Source organism: Dactylosporangium sp. NPDC049742, from assembly GCF_040674675.1.
Classification (GTDB): Bacteria; Actinomycetota; Actinomycetes; order Mycobacteriales; family Micromonosporaceae; genus Dactylosporangium; species Dactylosporangium maewongense.
The window spans coordinates 122794-139485 of record NZ_JBFANF010000021.1 but is presented as its reverse complement, the minus strand read 5'-3'; the positions used below and the strand labels follow the sequence as shown (position 1 = coordinate 139485).

The window sequence follows — 16692 nt, the reverse complement described above, 5'->3', positions numbered from 1 at the left end:
GAGGAATGCGGACCACCCCCGCGTGCGCGGGGAGCACTTCGGGGGTCCGATGGACAGTCCGCCGGACTCCGGACCACCCCCGCGTGCGCGGGGAGCACATCGCGCCGAGGCAGCTGCGCGAGGAGCTGGACGGACCACCCCCGCGTGCGCGGGGAGCACGGCGACGACCCCGACACCAGCGTGCCGTGGGTGGGACCACCCCCGCGTGCGCGGGGAGCACGGCGACGACCCCGACACCAGCGTGCCGTGGGTGGGACCACCCCCGCGTGCGCGGGGAGCACGTCACCGATCCTCCGGAGCTGGACGTCGACGCGGGACCACCCCCGCGTGCGCGGGGAGCACGGCAGCTGCGAGGCGTGCGGCCTCCGCCTGACCGGACCACCCCCGCGTGCGCGGGGAGCACGGGGACGGAACCGCAGGAACGACATGGGGTTTCGGACCACCCCCGCGTGCGCGGGGAGCACGCACCCGCAGCACCGCCGACCTCCGGTGCTGACGGACCACCCCCGCGTGCGCGGGGAGCACGATGTGGCGGACCTGACGACCGCCGGGGGCGCGGGACCACCCCCGCGTGCGCGGGGAGCACGCCGTGCCCACGTTGCCGCGCCCCAGGGTGCCCGGACCACCCCCGCGTGCGCGGGGAGCACAAGGCTCAGTGCAACCATGCTTTCGCGTAGTTGGGACCACCCCCGCGTGCGCGGGGAGCACTCGTCCTCGTCGGCGATCCGCCGGCGGATCCCGGGACCACCCCCGCGTGCGCGGGGAGCACACCCAATATCCGGGTAGTGCATCTGGCCACGGGGGACCACCCCCGCGTGCGCGGGGAGCACATCCCCATCACGCGACACCTGCCATCCGGTCAAGGACCACCCCCGCGTGCGCGGGGAGCACGCCACCGAGTCCCAGGCCCGGGAGCGGCAGTCGGGACCACCCCCGCGTGCGCGGGGAGCACGGCCAGATGTTCGCCCCGACCAAGGTGTTCAACGGACCACCCCCGCGTGCGCGGGGAGCACGAAAACTTTGGCATGCCAACTGACTGCGCAAGCGGACCACCCCCGCGTGCGCGGGGAGCACTTCGTGGCGACCCTCGCCGGCGGGGAGCGGGACGGACCACCCCCGCGTGCGCGGGGAGCACGCGAGCGCGTCCGTGCCGCCCTCCAGCGCCCCGGGACCACCCCCGCGTGCGCGGGGAGCACAGCAGTTGCGCTCCGGCGTAAATGGACGCGGTAGGACCACCCCCGCGTGCGCGGGGAGCACTGGTTCGCCAATGACCCTCGTCAGTCGCGTGTGGGACCACCCCCGCGTGCGCGGGGAGCACTACGGGTCATCGACAAACCGCCGAACAACGTGAGGACCACCCCCGCGTGCGCGGGGAGCACTCGTCGTCCCAGTCCGGGCGCCGGGTCTTGACCGGACCACCCCCGCGTGCGCGGGGAGCACGCCGCGATGGTCGCCTGGATCGCCGCGGTCAGCGGACCACCCCCGCGTGCGCGGGGAGCACGCCCCGCCGCGAGGTCGACGACCTGGAGTACCGGGACCACCCCCGCGTGCGCGGGGAGCACCTGTTAACAACCTTGCCAGTACCGTTAGGACTCGGACCACCCCCGCGTGCGCGGGGAGCACACCTACTACGCCGACGGCGGCATCAGTGCCGGAGGACCACCCCCGCGTGCGCGGGGAGCACTCGCCCTGGCGGTTGCGCTTGGGCAGCCGTCCGGGACCACCCCCGCGTGCGCGGGGAGCACGGCAACGTGCTCGGCGGCATGCTCATCGTCGGCGGACCACCCCCGCGTGCGCGGGGAGCACTTCGCCGGGCCGTCCTTCGGGTCCGGACCGTCCGGACCACCCCCGCGTGCGCGGGGAGCACGTACGGTAGCGCCGGAGAGGTACGCTCCGAGGGGGACCACCCCCGCGTGCGCGGGGAGCACGGCTCCTGCGGCGGCTCCTGCGGCTCCGTCCACGGACCACCCCCGCGTGCGCGGGGAGCACAACGACCCTGCATTTGCTGTGACGCGTCAGGCAGGACCACCCCCGCGTGCGCGGGGAGCACTTCATCAGATTCCCCCAGAAACTTCTCACACGCGGACCACCCCCGCGTGCGCGGGGAGCACACTTCATGACCTGTGGGTTTAGAGATCAACTATCGGGATTTCGTTCACTTTGTTCGCGGTGTGCCGAGATGTTGATCGCGCGGTCGATGGCGTTCGGCGGCCATGCGCTGTCATTGTCGCATCTTGGGCTCAGATTGAGGGTTGCGACTGGCGTTGATTTGGTGGCAGCGGGTTCGCACCTTCGATTAGACCGTCGTCGTGACCGTGGTGCTGGCAGGATCGCGGTGGCGGTTCTTGGGTGCGGTGCGGCGGCGGGAGCGGTGACTCGGTGCTCAGGTCGGTTCGCTGTCGTTGAAGTGGACGGTGAGGGTGCCTGAGGTGAGGCCGTCGCTGATGTCTTGGGTGAGGGTGGCGGCGGTTGCTGCGGCCTGATCGAGTTGGGTGCGGAGCTCGGCCAGCTTGCGGAAGGCTCGGCCGTACTCCTGCTGGTCGTGCAGGGTCAGGACCGGGATGGTGAGGCGTTTCAGGTCGATGCGGAGAGTGCCGCTGCTGGCGCTGGTTGCGCGGCCGGCGACGCGGAGGTTGTCGGTGCGGGAGAGGACGCCGGCGACGAACCAGGGGTCGAACTGGTCGGGGTCGATGCGTAGGAGTTGCATGCCTGGTTCGAGGTCGGTGCCGGCCTGGTCGGGGGTGGCGACGTGGACGCTGATCTGTCGGCCGATGACGGGGATGAGGAGGTCGTCGGCTTGTACGCGGGGCGGTTCGTCGTCCTCAGTGGTGCGAGTGATCGCGCTGGGGGATGACGGTTCGGGTATGTCGGCTTGTCGGGTGCGGGCGGCGCGCAGGATCGACATGCTGCCTGAGCGGATCAGGTCGGCGAGGCTGGCTTGTGGTGCAGAGTGCAGCGCCGTCGCCGTTGCGGGCCGGACCCTGGGGAGCCGGTCCCGGACTTCGGCGAGTAATCGGTCGAGTTCGTCGATGGCGGCGATGGTTGCGGCTGGATCGGTGGCCTGCTGGTTCGCAGGCGGTAAGTAGCGCTGCGGGGTCAGGTCCACCTGGTCGTCGAGGACGTCGATGGCGGGGACCGTGCGGCGTACGCCGGGGATGTCGGTGTGCTGGCCGTGTTGGAAGTCGTGCCAGGCGGTGCCGGCGAGCTCGGCGAGTGGGCGGTTGCCCGCAGTGGCGTCGACGAACAGGAGGCGGTCTCTGGGTGGTTGGTGCTCGTCGGGTTGGGTGAGGACCCAGATGTGCAGGCCGATGCCGATCGGTGGCATGAGGCCGGCCGGCAGGGCGATGACCGCGCGGAGTGCGCCTCGCCGGACCAGTTCGGCGCGGATGCGGCGGCCGGCTGGGCGGAGTGCCGCTGCCGGTGGCATGAGGACGACGCTGATGCCGCCGGGGGAGAGGTGGGCGAGGGCGTGCTGGACCCAGGCGAGTTCCGGTTCTGTGCGCGGGGGCATGCCGTACACCCAGCGCGGGTCGTACGTGAGGCGGTCGTGTCCCCAGTCGTGGATGCCGAACGGGAAGTTGGCCACGACGATGCCGGCCTGCAGATCGGGGAACGCGTCGGCGAGCATGCTGTCGCCGATGTGCAGCTTCGGCGGCGGGTTGGGGTGGCCGGCGGCTTGGGCGCGTAGCTGGACGAACCACAGGCGCAGCAGGGCGATGAGCACGTACTGCGGCTTGATTTCCTGGGCGAAGCACTCGATTGTCGTGCCGGCCTGTGTCGCCCGGTCGGTGGCCATGCGGACGATCGATCCGGTGCCGCAGGTGAAGTCGAGCAGTCGTTCGCTGGGGCCGGCGATGGTCAGCATGGCTGCTGCGACCGGGTCGGGTGTGCTCGCCAGACCCGACATGGACTGCGCCGAGGTGGTGTACCGATGGTGCAGGTATTCGAAGGCGGTCTCCGGATCCTGTTCCTGGCTCAGCTGGTGCACGGTGCGCACCACTGTGGTCAGCTGGGCGTCCCATCGGTCGGGCAGGACGGTGGCGACGAGGTCGGCCAGTTCGCGGTCGATCCTGCGCAGTTGGGTGAGCAGCTGCTTCGGGGTCGGTGGGGCGGTGGCTTCGTCGGGTTGGGCGGCTCGGGTGAGCAGGTACGCCCCGGCGATGCCCAGCACGTCGCCGATCCGCGCCGCCGGCTGGAAGCTTTCGATGTGGCGCCAGACCCACTGTTCGGTGCCGGCCTGGTGCAGCTTGCCCTGGCGGCGCAGCCAGTCCTCGACCTCTCGCGCGTTGAACGACGGGCTGGTGGGGGTGCCGCCGACGGGGGCGGGGAAGTCCGCGTGCCGGCGTCGCCAGTTGCTCACCGCGGCCCGCCCGACGTTCGCCAGTTGGGCGATGCCGCTGGCGGTGAGGGTGGCATCGCCGATGGCCGTGTTCCGCTCGCCTGTCACCCGTGAACAGTAGCATGCCACGAATTCTTGTTACTGGAGTTCACAGACGAGGCGTGCTACGGTCGGATCGTTCACGACTTTACGGGAGGCGTCATGGCGCGGCGAGGGCGTAGTACGACGATCGGCAAGTTCGCGAAGCTCTACCAGGACCGTCGGGTCTCGGAGATCCGGATGTTCGGCGAGCTGCTGCGTCACGAGCAGTCGGTGGCGACCGGCCGGATCTCGGGCCTCGACGCGCCGGCCGGCCGTGTTGACGCTGCCCACCCCAACGACTGAAGGAGGACCATGAACACGATTGTTCACACCCACCCCGTCAACGGCCGCATCGCCGACGTTCGCGCCGGTCGAGTACCTCATGCATGGAGCGCGGCGCTTCGATAGCTCGGCTCGGGTCGCGCCCGACTACGCGAGGGTCCGCATCGACCCGGACCTGGGCAGCGCGATCGCGGACGCCTACATGGCGGCGCCGATCCGCGACGAGCGGGCCTTCGCGGCGTACGCGGCGTTCTCCGAGCAGACGGTGCGCCAGTACCACTTCCTGGTCGGCCGGGTTGAGTTCGGGGGCCTCGGCGTGACGGTTCGTGTCGTCGACGACGACCCGTACCCGGACGCGCTCGCGATGGTCGAGGACGTGCGCCGGAGGCGGCTGCGCGTGTTCGCCAGCGCCGCGAGCAACAACCCGCACCCGTACCTGAGCGACGGCGAGAACGACATGTTCCGCGCCGTGCACGACGCGTTCGGTCATGCGGCGAGCGGCCGCGGCTTCGACGTACACGGTGAGGAGGCCGCCTGGTTGAAGCACGGCGCGATGTACACACCGCTCGCGCGTCGTGCCCTGACGACGGAGATCCGCGGGCAGACCTGTGCGCAGGTCTTCCACTTCGGTGGTAGCCGGTTCCCGGAGCAGAAGGCGGTGCTGCTCGCGAGGCGGTTCAGCGATCCTCGTCCGGCGTTGGCCGGCGTCTACCCGGTGGTCGGATAGTCGGCGCGGAGCCGGGCGATCTCCTGCCGCAGGTCCGTCACCGCCCGGTGTTCGGCGCCGTCCAGCCGGATCCGCTGCTGCAGCAGGGTGTCGAGCAGGCGTAGCGCCCGGTCGTGCTCGCCGAGCGGGACGTGGGCGCGGGCGGCGCGGACCCGGCAGTCGAACACCATCGGGTGGCGCTCGCCATGCTGCGCCGCCAGCTGGTCGGCGAGTTGCCGCCAGAGCCGTGCGGCGGGCCGGAACTGTCCTGCCGCGTGCAGGCGTTCGGCCTCGGCGTCGGCCTGGTCGGGGTCGAGGCCGGGGCGCTTGGTCCGGGCTGCCGGCGTGCTCGTGTGCTGCGCCGGCAGCCGCCCGACGATGGCGGCGTAGGACCGTACGGCGTCGATGTCGTCGTTGATGAATCCCGGCATCGGGGGTAGCGGTGAGCTGAGCGGGGCCAGCAGGTTGTAGACGTCGGCTGCGCTGTCGGGCCGGTCCTGCGGGTGCTCGGCGAGCAGCGCGTGCACGAGTTCGTCGAGCACCTTCGGCGTGTCGGGGCGAAGCCCGCCCGGGCGCGGCGGCGGGTCGTACAACTGGCGTCGAGCGATGGTCGTGGTCGTTTCGTCGTCGAACGGCGGCTGCCCCGTGAGCAGGTGGAACAGCGTCGCTCCCAGCCCGTACAGGTCGGTGCGGTGATCGGTGGACTCGTTGCGGATCTGTTCCGGGGCCATGTAGCCGACCGTGCCGACGCTCTCGCCGGTCCGCGTGATCCGGGAGTAGCGACCGTCGTCGTGCACCAGAGCCAACCCGAAGTCGAGGACCTTCACCGCGCCGCTCGGCTCCAGCATGACGTTGCTCGGTTTGAGGTCGCGGTGGACGAGGTCGATCTGCTGCGCGGCGATCAACACGCTGCTGATCTGCGCGCCGATCGCGCAGATCCAGGCGATCGGCACCGAGTCCTGCTCGGCGGTCAGGTCCGCCAGCGTGATCCCGTTGACGCGTTGCAGCACCAGGTACGGGCGGCCTTCATGGTCGCCGAGATCGAAGACGGCGGGTACCCCTGGATGGTCCAGCCGGGCGGTCAACTGCGCTTCCCTGCGGAACCGGCGGACCAGGTCGATGCTCATCTTCGCTGGATTGATCACCTTGATGATCACCCTGCGGTTCAGGAGCCGGTCCCGCGCTCCCCAGATCTCGCCGAGCCCGCTGTGCGGCACGGGCAAGCGGTCCACCTCATAGCGGTCTTTCAGGCACGCGTCCGCCATCACGTCCGTCAGCTTATCGAGGGATGTCGCGCTTCCGGCGGGTGAACCGATCGGCTGACCACCCTTCGGTCACATGGTCGTGAATGGCAACCATAATGAATTTGCTTGTAGCTACTGTTCACAATACCATCATGCCGACCGATGGGCGCCGCGCGGCAGCGTGTGCGCCGGACCGACGATGCGGAGGAACGGCGTGGCCGAGCTGGCGATCGATCGGGAGTTCCTGCTGCGCTTCGGCACCCTGCCGCGGCCGACCCAGCGAGCCGTGCACAGCGCGATCCAGAAGTTCGCCCAGCACGTCCACGCCGGGCTGCACCTGGAGAAGCTGACCGGCGCCCGGGACCCGAACGTGCGGACCATCAGGATCGACAACTTCTGGCGAGGGATCGTGGTGGCGCTCGGCGGCGCCAGGTTCCTGCTGAAGGACGTCATGCCGCACGACGACGCCAACGCCTACGCCGTGCGGCACGTCTTCTCGGTCAACCAGGTGCTCGGCATCCTCGAGGTCCGGGACCAGGGCGGCATCGAGGACTTCGAACGCACCCTGCCGGCCGAGCCTGCCGCCGCCGGGCTGTTCGAGCAGGCGTCCAACGCCGACCTGGAGCGTTTCGGGTTGAGCCCGGACCTCATCCCGCTGCTACGCCGGATCAACTCCGACCGCCAGCTGGACAGCCTGTGCGGCTTGCTGCCGGAGATCCAAGGCACCGTCCTGAGTGGACTGGCATCGGGAATGTCCGTCGCCGACGTCTGGAGCGAGCTGTCCGAACAGATCCTCGCCGGACAGGAGCCCGGTGAGGTGGACACCCGGAACTTGGAGGCGGCCGCCCGCCGGATGCCCGACCGGATCACGTTCGTGTCGGGGCCGGTGGAGCTCGCGGCGATCCTGGAGCACCCGTTCGACCTGTGGCGGACGTTCCTGCACCCGACCCAGCGGGATGTCGCCTACCGCGAGGAGTACAGCGGTCCGGCGCTGGTCGCCGGCAGCGCCGGCACCGGCAAGACGGTCACCGGCCTGCACCGTGCCGTGTTCCTGGCCGGCCGGCTCCCTGACGACGGTTCGAAGGTGCTGCTCACGACGTTCACCCGCGCGCTCGCCGAAGCGCTCGCCCGGCAGCTGCACCGGCTCGCCGGCGACCCGGCGGTCCGCGCCCGCATCGACGTGGTCAGCATCGACAAGCTCGCCCACGAGATTGTCTCCCGCCACCGGAAGGTCACCGTCGCCGACGACACCGTCCTCGGCGCGTTGTGGGACGAGGCCGCCGCGGCCGGACCGGCGTACCACAACCGGGCCGGCCGGATGACGAGGTTCTCCGCCGCGTTCCTGCGGCGCGAGTGGGAGCAGGTCGTCCTGGCCCAGCAGCTGACCAGCGTCGAGGCGTACCGCGAAGCCGTCCGTGCAGGCCGCGGAGAGGGACTGCGTGCCGCGCAGCGCGACGACGTCTGGGCCGCGATGCAGCACGTCGTGCAGCAGCTGGCGAAGCGGCGGTCGCACACCCATACCCAGCTCGCTGACGAGGCCACCGCGCTCATCCAACAACGACCGGCACGGTACCGCCACGTGGTGGTGGATGAAGGGCAGGACCTGCACCCGGCGCAGTGGCGGCTCCTGCGGGCCCTCGTCGCGCCGGGCCCCAACGACCTGTTCCTGCTGGCCGACCCGTACCAGCGCATCTACGACAACCAAGCGTCCCTGGCCAAGCTCGGCATCCAGGTCCGCGGGCGCACCCGGCGGCTGACCGTCAACTACCGCACCACCCACGAGATCCTGAACCTGTCGGTGCGGGTGCTCAGCGGCGATCCCGTCGTCGGGCTCGACGGCGACGGCGACACCCTGCGCGGATACCGGTCCGTCACGCACGGCGCGGAGCCGGTCTTGACCGCCCACACCGACCGCGACGGCGAGCTGGACGCGCTGATCGAGCGGGTCGGCACCTGGCTCGAGCAGGGCGTCGAACCGCACGCGATCGGTGTCGCCGCCCGCACCGGCAGCCTCGTCAAGGCCATCACCCGCACCCTGACCGAGGCACACATCGACGTCGCCGACGACCGGCGCGGCGTCGACGGTGTCCGGGTCGCCACCATGCACGGCCTGAAGGGTCTCGAGTTCCGGTGCCTCGCCGTCGTCGGACTCGACTCGGGTCTGCTGCCGGCGCGCAACGCGGTGACGCCCGAGGCCGACGACCCGCACGCCCACCGCCAGGACCTGCAACGCGAGCGATGCCTGCTGTTCGTCGCGCTGACCCGGGCCCGCGACGTGCTCTACCTGTCGCACACCGGAACCCCGACAACCCTGCTACCGGCAGCAGGTGCGGTACCCGCTGTGACGGCGGCGGTCACCGGATGAGCACTGTGACGGCCGCCCACGGGCCGCGGCTGGGCAAAGGCGCCCGCGCCGCCTGGGGCAAGACCGACCGCACCGGCACCTCACCGGTCGGCTGGCTGCCGCTGTGGCGGCACCTCGCCGACTCCGCCGACGTCGCCGGACAGCTCTGGGACCACTGGCTCAGCCCCGCCGTCCGCGACCTGATCGCCGACCAGCTGCCCGCCGGCGCCGCCGACGGACGGACGCTCGCGGTGTGGCTCGCCGGAACGCACGACATCGGCAAGGCCACACCCGCGTTCGCGATCCAGGCGCCGGCACTCGCCGAACGGATGCGCGACCGGGGCCTCGGCTTCCAGCCCGCGCAGATCAAGGCGGACCGGCACCTCGCACCACACGCCGTCGCCGGTCACGTCATCCTCGCCGACTGGCTGAATGGGCAGGGCTGGGACGACCCGCACCCGTACGCCGTCGTCGTCGGCGGCCACCACGGCGTCCCACCCACCGACGAGCTCATCGCCGGTGTGCACGCGCGCCGGCACCTGCTCGGCGACCAGGCATGGCAGGAGATCCAGCAGGAGCTGCTGACCTGGATGACGGAACGCTCCGGCGCCGGTGACCGGCTCGCCGAATGGTGCGGCGCGCCCCTGACCCAGCCGGCTCAGGCCGCGCTCACCGGTCTCGTCATCGTCGCGGACTGGGTCGCCAGCAACGAGACGTACTTCCCGTACATCCTCGACAGCCCCGACAGCGTTCGGCTGAACACCGGCTGGGAACGCCTCGACCTCCCGGAACCCTGGACGCCGGCCCCGGCGCCGGCCGACATCGACGCGCTGTTCACCACCCGGTTCGAACTGCCCGCCGGCGCCACGCCCCGGCCCGTCCAGCGCACCGTCGCGGACCTCGCCACCACCATGCCGGCACCCGGAATGATCATCGTCGAGGCGGCGATGGGCGAAGGCAAGACCGAGGCGGCGCTAGCCGCCGTCGAGATCCTCGCCGGCCGGACCGGCGCATCCGGGTGCTACCTGGCGCTGCCCACCCGCGCCACCAGCGACGCCATGTTCGGCCGGATGCTGTCGTGGCTGCGCCGGCTCCCCGACGCCGAACCCGGCCGCGGCGCCCGCGATGTGCGGCTCGCGCACGGCAAGGCAGCGCTCAACCCCGAATACGACCGACTGCGGTCCACGCCGCTCCCCAGCGGCATCGCCATGGACGCCGGCGGCGCCGACATCGGCGTCCACACCTGGCTCGCCGGTCCGAAGCGGACGCTGTTGTCCAGCTTCGTCGTCGGTACCGTCGACCAACTGCTCTTCGCCGCACTGCGCAGCAAACATCTCGTGCTGCGCCACCTCGGGCTGGCCGGCAAGGTCGTGGTCGTCGACGAGGCACACGCCTACGACGTCTTCATGAGCCAGTTCCTGGACCGTGCGCTGGAATGGCTCGGCGGCTACGGCGTCCCCGTCGTCGTGCTGTCCGCGACGCTGCCCGCGCGGCGCCGGGCCGAGCTGATGGCCGCCTACGACAACGGCCGCCTCGGCCCACCGCCGAAACCCACCTGGCGCGACCGCGGCAAACCGGTCGTCGACCCGTACGCGGACATCCGCACCGACCTGCGGTACCCGCTCGTCACCGTCTCCGGCGAGACGCGCGGCGCCACCGCGGTCAGCTGCGCCGACTCGGGCCGCGGTGTCACGGTCACCCTGCAGCGCCTCGACGACGACCTGCCCGCCCTCGCCGAACTGCTCCGCGACCGGCTCGCCGAGGGCGGCTGCGCGCTCATCGTCCGCAACACCGTGCGGCGCGTCCAGGAAACTGCGGCCGCGCTCCGGGCGTCGCTCGGCCCGGACACGCCGGTGTCCGTGGCGCACTCACGGTTCATGGCCGTCGACCGGGCAGCGAAGGACCGCTGGCTGCGCGACACGTTCGGACCGTCCGGCGCCAACCGCCCAGCCAGGCACGTCGTCGTGGCCAGCCAGGTCGCCGAGCAGTCCCTCGACATCGACTTCGACCTGCTCGTTACGGACCTGGCCCCGGTCGACCTCGTGCTGCAGCGCATCGGCCGGCTGCACCGGCACCCGCGTACCGACCGGCCTGCCCGGGTCGCATCACCCGCCTGCTGGATCAGCGGCGCCGACTGGGACGAGGAACCGCCACAGCCCGTGTCGGGGTCCCGGCGGGTGTACCAGACGTCCACTCTGCTGCGGGCCGCCGCGGTGCTCCTGCCGCACCTGGACGGCCAGCCGCTGCGACTGCCGGCTGACATCGCACCGCTCACCCAGACCGCCTACTGCGATGCGCCCGTCGGCCCGCCGCAGTGGCAACCAGCGATGGCGGAAGCCGAGGCCCGGCACAAGGACGAGACCGCCGACAAGGAACAGAAGGCGAACGGGTTCCGGCTCGCCGGCATGGGCGAGCCAGGGACATCGCTCATCAACTGGCTGTCGGGCGGCGTCGGCAACGCCGACGACCGCACCGCACAGGGCTACGTGCGCGACACCGACGGCGAGTCCCTGGAGGTCCTGCTGCTGGTCCGGACACCGGAAGGGCTCGTGATCCCGCCCTGGATCGATGGGGGAGGAGCGGCGGTGCCGACCGCGAGTGAGCCGCGTTGGCCGCTGCCTCGGCAGATCGCCCGGTGCACGCTGCCCCTGCCCCGGACGATGACCGATCCCGACGTCATCGATGAGGTCATCGCCGCCCTGGAGCACCGGATCGACGTGAGCGCCTGGCAGGCGAACCACTGGCTGGCAGGCGAGCTCGTCCTCGACATCGACAGCGACGGCAACGCGACGGTGGCCGGTTTCGACCTGCACTACGACCAGCGCGAGGGACTGCAGGTCACCCGCACCGCATGAACGCCAACGAGCACGAAGGAGGTAGACCCGTGACCACCCCAACCCCGACGGCGGGATTCTCGTTGCTGGACGAGCCGTGGATTCCGGTCCTCGACACCACCGGACGGCGGCGCGACGTGTCGCTGCTCGGCCTGTTCGAGCAGGCTGTCGACATCCAGATGATCGCCTGTGAACTGCCGACGCAGAACTTCGCGCTGCTGCGGCTGGCGCTGGCGGTCCTGCACCGCGCCACGGACGGTCCACCGGGAGAATCGGCCTGGCGGGGGCTGTGGCAGGACCCGCAACTGCCGCTGGCCGACATCACCGACTATCTCGAGGCGTTCCGCGACCGGTTCGACCTGCTCCACCCGACGCACCCGTTCTACCAGGTCGCCGACCTGCGCGCCGGGAACGACAGGGCATTCGGGCTGGAACGGCTGATCGCCGACGTCCCCAACGGAGAGCCGTACCTGACGGCCCGCACCGGTCCGGCCTTGCAGTCGACACCTCCGGCCGACGCCGCCAGGTGGCTGGTGCACTGCCAGGCGTTCGACCCCTCAGGAATCAAGACCGGCGCGGTCGGCGACCCACGGGTGAAGGGTGGCAGAGGGTACCCGCTGGGAGTCGCCTCGGTCGGCGCGCTCGGAGGGGTGTACCTCGAGGGCGCCACGCTGCGGGAGACGCTGCTGCTCAACCTGGTCCCGGTCGCACCCGGCTGGCGGTCCGCGAACGAGCAGGACCTGCCGGTGTGGGAGCGGGAGCCACATACCGCTGTCGAGGAACCGACGGCCACCCGCGGCCCGTACGGCGTCCTCGGCCTGTACACGTGGCAGTCGCGCCGCATCCGGCTGTTCGGCGACCGGGACGCCATCACCGGTGCCGTCATCGCGTACGGCGACATCCTGGACTGGCAGGACCGGCACCTGCTGGAGCCGATGAGCGTCTGGGGGCGGAGCGGACCACGCGAGCAGAAACTCAAACGGACCCCGGTCTACCTGCCCCGGCCCCACCCACACGATCGGGCGCTCTGGCGTGGACTGCAGACGCTGCTGCCACCGGCCCCGCCGGGCGGCGAACCTTCGCAGCGGCTGTCGCCGATGGTGCTGCAGTGGCTGGCCCGGTTGCGGGTCTCCGGAGTCGTCGGACCCGACTTCCGGGTGCGTTCGCGGGCCACGAGCATCACGTACGGCAGCAACCAGTCGGTGGTCGACGCGGTCTTCGGCGACGCCCTGACCATGAACGTGCTCCTGCTGGTCGACGGTTCACCGCTGCGGACCACGGCCGTCGACGCCGCCGCAGACGCGGAGGCCGCGGTCAAGGCGCTCCGATCGCTCGCCGTGAACCTGATCCGCGCCGCGGGTGGCTCAGGCAGCGACACCGACGCGGCCGACCGCGCCGCCGAACGCGGGTACGCGCTGCTGGACCGGTACTTCCGGGTCTGGCTCGCGCGGCTCGGACCGGCCACGGACCCAGGTGCGGCGCGCGCCGCGTGGCAGCGGCGGGTGCGGTCCGAGATCGCCGGACTCGGCCGCGAGCTCGTCGCAGCGGCGAGCCCGGCCGCCTGGGCCGGCCGCATCCTCGAGGACCGCAACGGCAAACAGGCGCACTACTGCAGCTCCCAGGCCGAGGCCTGGTTCCGCGGCAGCCTCGCCAAGGCCCTGCCGATGGCGGCCGACGACGCGAACCGACCCCAGGAGGTACTCCAGTGACGACCGCCGCAACCGAACAGCCGGACGCCCTGGCCCGCAAGACGTGGGGGTCCCGCCGCCGTCGTGAGCTCGGCGACCACGTCGCTCAGACGGTCGCGAGCCTGCAGGCGCAGGTGCTGCGGGACCCGCCCAGACCGGAGGCGGTGAGCGCGTTGGCCCGGCTGCGGCGCGGCATCGGCCGGACCCCGGGCTTCGACTACAGCCTCGAGACCTACCTGCTGGTGCCCGATCACCTGCTCGGTGCCCGCCCCGCCGACGACGCCGAGGCCGCCGACACCGAACAGGCGGTCCACGACGCGGTCACCCTGTACGCGCTGCACCAGCAGTCGCGCCGCGAACGCATGCACGTCAACGGGCAGGGCCTCGGCCACGCGATGGCGCGCCTGACCCGCGCGAGCACTGGACCGGACGGCGTGCGGCGCCGATTCGCCGCGCTCGGCACCGCCAGCACCTACGCCGAAACGATCTACCACCTGCGCAGCCTCGTCACCATGCTCCGCGAGCACCAGATCCCGCTGGACTACGGACTGCTCTGCGACGACCTCTGCGCCCTGCGCCGTCCGAGGTTGCGCGCCCAGATCCAGGGTGCATGGGGACGGGAGTACTTCCGTAGCAACCCGGGCGCGACCGGAGAGACCACCACCGACACCACTGAGGAGACCAACGAATGAACCGCATCTTCATCGACGTGCACGTCCTGCAGACCGTGCCGCCGAGCAACCTCAACCGGGACGACACCGGGTCGCCGAAGACCGCCACGTACGGTGGTGTGCGCCGCGCCCGGGTGTCCAGTCAGGCGTGGAAGCGCGCGGTCCGGCTTGCGTTCGCCGATCTGCTGGACAGCTCCCAGCTCGGCGAACGCACCAAGCGGGTCGGGGAGTCCCTCGCCGCGCGGATCAAGGCGCTCGACCCGGCGCTGACCGACGACGAGGCGTCTGCCCTGGCCGCCGGCGCGTTCACCGCGTCGGGCCTTGCCAAGGCCGACAAGAAGAAGGGCGAGGCGAAGGACGTCGAGTCCGGCTACCTGCTGTTCCTCAGCCGCCGGCAACTGGACAACCTCGCCGGCGCCGCGCTGGAGGCGTCGCGCGCCGGCACCACCTTGGACAAGGCGAAGTTCAAGGCCCTGGCGAACAGCGAACACTCGGTGGACATCGCCATGTTCGGCCGGATGGTCGCCGACATGACCGACATCAACGTCGACGCCGCCTGCCAGGTCGCGCACGCCATCAGCGTGCACGCCGTCGACAACGAGTACGACTACTTCACCGCCGTCGACGACCGCAAGCAGGACGTCGCGGAGACCGGCGCCGGCATGATCGGCACCGTCGAGTTCAACTCGTCCACGCTCTACCGGTACGCCACCCTCAACGTCGACGCGCTGCACCGCAACCTCGGCGACGCCGCCGCCACCCGGGCCGCCGTGGAAGCGTTCCTGACCGCGTTCGCCCGCAGCGTCCCGACCGGCAAACAGAACACCTTCGCGCACCGCACCCTGCCCGACGCGATCCTGGTCCAGATCCGCGACACCCAGCCGATCAACCTGATCGGCGCCTTCGAGACCCCGATCCGGGAGACCAACGCCGACGGCCGGGTGCGTCTCGCCGCCGAGGCACTTGCCAAGCACACCCTGGACGTGGAGCGCGCCTACGGCGAACAGCCGATCGCGACGTGGGTCACGCAGGTCGGCGAACGCACCGCAGTGCTGGCCGACCTCGGCAAGGCCGTGTCGTTCCGTGAGCTCGTCACCGGCGTGGGGGAGCAGGTCACCGCAGCGCTCGGCCAGCCGGCATGAGCGTGCTGCTGCTGCGACTGGCCGGGCCGCTGCAGGCGTGGGGCGCCTCGAGCCGGTTCGCGCACCGCGGCACCGAGGTCGCACCCACCAAGAGCGGCGTCATCGGACTGCTCGCCGCGGCGAAAGGCATCCGCCGCACCGAACCCCTCACCGACCTGCTCGGCCTCGAGTTCGGAGTGCGACTGGACCAGCCCGGGCAGATCCTGCGTGACTTCCAGACCGCGCGAAGCCTCGACGGACGCGACAGCTTCCCGCTGACGTACCGGTTCTACCTCGCCGACGCCGCCTTCCTCGCCGCCGTCAGCGGCGAGCACCAGCTGATGCTCGGGCTCGCCGAGGCGTTGAAACGGCCGCACTTCCCGCTGTACCTCGGCCGTCGCTCCTGCCCACCGGTCGGCCTGGTGAGTCTCGGCGTCCACGACGACACCGTCGACGGCGCCCTGCACTCGTGGCCCTGGATCGCCGCCGACTGGCACCGCCGCAAGGCGGCGCGCACCGTCCGGCTCGAAATCATCCGCGACGCCCGGCCGGGCGAACCGTCGTCGGAGACGATCGCGGACGAACCGCTTACCTTCGACCCGGCACACCGCCGGCACACCTGGCGGGCCGTCCACCGCGGACACGTCGACATCGACAACGACCTCGCCGACCACGCCGCCGAACACGACCCGTTCAGTTTGCTGGGAGGCTGAGCATGTACCTCTCCCGCTTCATCATCGACCCGGCGCGTCGCGGAGCCCGGAAGCTGATCGCCTCGCCACAGGCCATGCACGCGGCAATCCGCGGCGCATTCGCAGACCCCGCCGACTACGAGCGGGCCGACGCCCGCACCCTGTGGCGGCTCGACACCGCCACGGTCGGCACCCTGCACCTGTACATCGTCAGCCCCGGGCAGCCCGACCTCACGCACATGGTCGCCCAAGCCGGCCGCGGCACCGCCGAAGCATGGCAGACCCGCGCGTACGGCGGGCTGCTCGCGTCGTTGCAACCGGGCCAGCAGTGGGCGTTCCGGCTCACCGCCAACCCCACCCACAGCGGACGGAAGACCGCCGACTCGAAAGAGACCCAACGCTTCGGCCACCTCCGCCCGGAACAACAGACGCAGTGGCTGATCGACCGGTCGGCCCGCTGCGGCTTCGCCGTCGCCACCCAGCAGAACAACGAACCCAACGTCGGCCTCCACCACCGCCAGACGCAGACGTTCCGCCGCGGCGCCGGCTCGGTCACCCTCACCACGGTCACCTACGATGGCCTCCTGGACATCACCGACGCGGACGCCTTCCGCCAGACCTTGTCCCTCGGCATCGGGCATGGCAAGGCGTACGGCTGCGGCCTGCTGACCATCGCCCCGACCCGCTGAT

Annotated in this window: 11 protein-coding genes and 1 CRISPR repeat array (1 of these 12 only partly in view); of the genes, 9 read left to right on the top strand and 2 right to left on the bottom strand. The window is 71.3% G+C overall.

Annotated features, from left to right (window positions below; all coding sequences use genetic code 11):
* Positions 1 to 2111: direct repeats of the CRISPR family, unit length 28 nt; unit sequence GGACCACCCCCGCGTGCGCGGGGAGCAC (it extends 1206 nt beyond the left edge of the window).
* Between the two features lie 272 nt (positions 2112 to 2383).
* On the bottom strand, positions 2384 to 4447 hold the full coding sequence (locus tag AB0J72_RS25415) for an N-6 DNA methylase (RefSeq protein WP_363402699.1): 2064 nt from the start codon (positions 4445 to 4447) through the stop codon (positions 2384 to 2386).
* A gap of 93 nt (positions 4448 to 4540) precedes the next feature.
* Here AB0J72_RS25415 and AB0J72_RS25410 point away from each other — a divergent pair, with 93 nt between their 5' ends.
* Together AB0J72_RS25410 and AB0J72_RS25405 are read left to right on the top strand one after the other, a co-directional pair.
* On the top strand, positions 4541 to 4723 hold the full coding sequence (locus AB0J72_RS25410; RefSeq protein ID WP_363402697.1) for a hypothetical protein: 183 nt from the start codon (positions 4541 to 4543) through the stop codon (positions 4721 to 4723).
* A gap of 79 nt (positions 4724 to 4802) precedes the next feature.
* The gene (locus AB0J72_RS25405) at positions 4803 to 5429 is read left to right on the top strand and encodes a hypothetical protein (protein WP_363402695.1); all 627 of its coding nucleotides are present in this window, start codon (positions 4803 to 4805) and stop codon (positions 5427 to 5429) included.
* On the opposite strand, the gene AB0J72_RS25400 is transcribed toward AB0J72_RS25405, so the two are convergent.
* Positions 5411 to 6625, bottom strand: coding sequence for a serine/threonine-protein kinase (locus tag AB0J72_RS25400; RefSeq protein ID WP_363402753.1), 1215 nt, complete (start codon positions 6623 to 6625; stop codon positions 5411 to 5413). The two genes, AB0J72_RS25405 and AB0J72_RS25400, sit on opposite strands and share 19 nt — an antisense overlap.
* Before the next feature lie 241 nt (positions 6626 to 6866).
* On the opposite strand from AB0J72_RS25400, the gene AB0J72_RS25395 reads away from it, so the two are divergent.
* The 7 genes from AB0J72_RS25395 to cas6e are packed head-to-tail and all read left to right on the top strand — an operon-like array spanning position 6867 to position 16691.
* Positions 6867 to 9017 (top strand): UvrD-helicase domain-containing protein, encoded by a 2151-nt coding sequence (locus tag AB0J72_RS25395; protein ID WP_363402693.1) that lies wholly within the window; start codon positions 6867 to 6869, stop codon positions 9015 to 9017.
* A complete protein-coding gene (gene cas3 / locus AB0J72_RS25390) occupies positions 9014 to 11851 on the top strand; it encodes a CRISPR-associated helicase Cas3' (protein WP_363402691.1) in 2838 nt (945 codons plus the stop codon). The genes AB0J72_RS25395 and cas3 overlap by 4 nt, the downstream gene beginning before the upstream one ends.
* 29 nt (positions 11852 to 11880) lie before the next feature.
* A complete protein-coding gene (gene casA, locus AB0J72_RS25385; protein WP_363402689.1) occupies positions 11881 to 13539 on the top strand; it encodes a type I-E CRISPR-associated protein Cse1/CasA in 1659 nt (552 codons plus the stop codon).
* Positions 13536 to 14210: a type I-E CRISPR-associated protein Cse2/CasB gene (gene casB, locus AB0J72_RS25380; RefSeq protein WP_363402687.1), complete on the top strand. Its 675-nt coding sequence runs from the start codon at positions 13536 to 13538 to the stop codon at positions 14208 to 14210. The genes casA and casB overlap by 4 nt, the downstream gene beginning before the upstream one ends.
* A complete protein-coding gene (cas7e, locus tag AB0J72_RS25375; protein WP_363402685.1) occupies positions 14207 to 15331 on the top strand; it encodes a type I-E CRISPR-associated protein Cas7/Cse4/CasC in 1125 nt (374 codons plus the stop codon). Before casB ends, cas7e begins: the two co-directional genes overlap by 4 nt.
* Positions 15328 to 16023 (top strand): type I-E CRISPR-associated protein Cas5/CasD, encoded by a 696-nt coding sequence (cas5e, locus tag AB0J72_RS25370; RefSeq protein ID WP_363402683.1) that lies wholly within the window; start codon positions 15328 to 15330, stop codon positions 16021 to 16023. Before cas7e ends, cas5e begins: the two co-directional genes overlap by 4 nt.
* A gap of 2 nt (positions 16024 to 16025) precedes the next feature.
* Entirely contained in the window at positions 16026 to 16691 is a 666-nt protein-coding gene (gene cas6e / locus AB0J72_RS25365) for a type I-E CRISPR-associated protein Cas6/Cse3/CasE (protein WP_363402681.1), read from the top strand.
* Position 16692 lies beyond the last annotated feature (1 nt).

Bases quoted from the DNA above. Each gene is read 5' to 3' on its own strand.
- AB0J72_RS25405 (WP_363402695.1), top strand. From the start codon at position 4,803: ATGCATGGAGCGCGGCGCTTCGATAGCTCGGCTCGGGTCGCGCCCGAC.
- cas7e (WP_363402685.1), top strand. From the start codon at position 14,207: ATGAACCGCATCTTCATCGACGTGCACGTCCTGCAGACCGTGCCGCCG.
- AB0J72_RS25410 (WP_363402697.1), top strand. From the start codon at position 4,541: ATGGCGCGGCGAGGGCGTAGTACGACGATCGGCAAGTTCGCGAAGCTC.
- cas3 (WP_363402691.1), top strand. From the start codon at position 9,014: ATGAGCACTGTGACGGCCGCCCACGGGCCGCGGCTGGGCAAAGGCGCC.
- cas6e (WP_363402681.1), top strand. From the start codon at position 16,026: ATGTACCTCTCCCGCTTCATCATCGACCCGGCGCGTCGCGGAGCCCGG.
- cas5e (WP_363402683.1), top strand. From the start codon at position 15,328: ATGAGCGTGCTGCTGCTGCGACTGGCCGGGCCGCTGCAGGCGTGGGGC.